The 823-nt window shown below is 78.5% G+C and carries 1 protein-coding gene; it reads right to left on the bottom strand.

Features of this window, described 5'->3' with window-relative positions:
• Positions 1 to 749, bottom strand: a 749-nt coding sequence (locus tag A6V29_RS08865) for a CYTH domain-containing protein (protein ID WP_170977785.1), incomplete at its 3' end; no start/stop codon positions are given.
• Between the last annotated feature and the right edge of the window lie 74 nt (positions 750 to 823).

Here is an 823-nt window from a genome sequence, read left to right on the forward strand (position 1 = left end):
CGGCGGATCGCGTCGTCCTGACCTGTCCGCACGGCGACGTCGGCGAGCTGCAGGGCGGTCACCTGGTCCCGCAGCACCCCGAGCAGCACGTCCGCGGCGCGCGGCTCGGCCGCCCGGCCCGGCGGCGCCGGGCGGTCCACCTCGTCCAGGCCCAGCGCACGGGCGAGCTTGGAGGCCCGGGCGGTCCACTCGGCCCCCGCGGCGACCAGCCGCTCGCCCACCGGCCCGAGCAGCTCCGCTGGCCCGTCGATCAGCTCGACCTCCACCTCGCGCCAGCTGCGGACCTCCGCCGCCCCGCGCGGGCCGGTCAACCGGGTGGCGGTGACGACGTCGTCGGCGATCTCGGCCATCGCCCGCCCGTCGGCATCCCGCAGCACCGTCACCACTCGTCGGGTGTGCAGCTCCGCCACCGGTACGGGCGGTTCGCCGCGGAGCACGCCGGCGAGCGGGTCGAGCACCGCTTTCGGCGGCCGGGCGGCCCGGCCCAGCGGGCGGCGCAGCTCCACCCGGGCGTCCCGGGCGGCCGGCAGCTTGACGTGCCACCCGTCGTCGGGGCCGCCGGTGCGGCGGCGCAGCGTGATCCGCGCCCCGGCCAGCCGCAGGTCGGCCGTGTCGAAGTAGCGCGCCTCGAGCGCGTGCTCGACCGGGGCGTCGGCGGTCGCGACGCCGGCGGTCCCGATCAGGTCGGGCACGACGAAGGACGGGGACACGTCGAACTTCGTCTCGATCTCCAGGTGGCCGGCCCGCACGAAGGCACGGTACGACCGGAGCGCGGACGGGCGCCGGGCGGCTCGGCCGATGTTCGGCGACGGCGCCGGCTGGG

It is taken from the genome of Blastococcus sp. CCUG 61487 (assembly GCF_005222955.1).
In the GTDB taxonomy this organism is placed as follows: Bacteria; Actinomycetota; Actinomycetes; order Mycobacteriales; family Geodermatophilaceae; genus Blastococcus.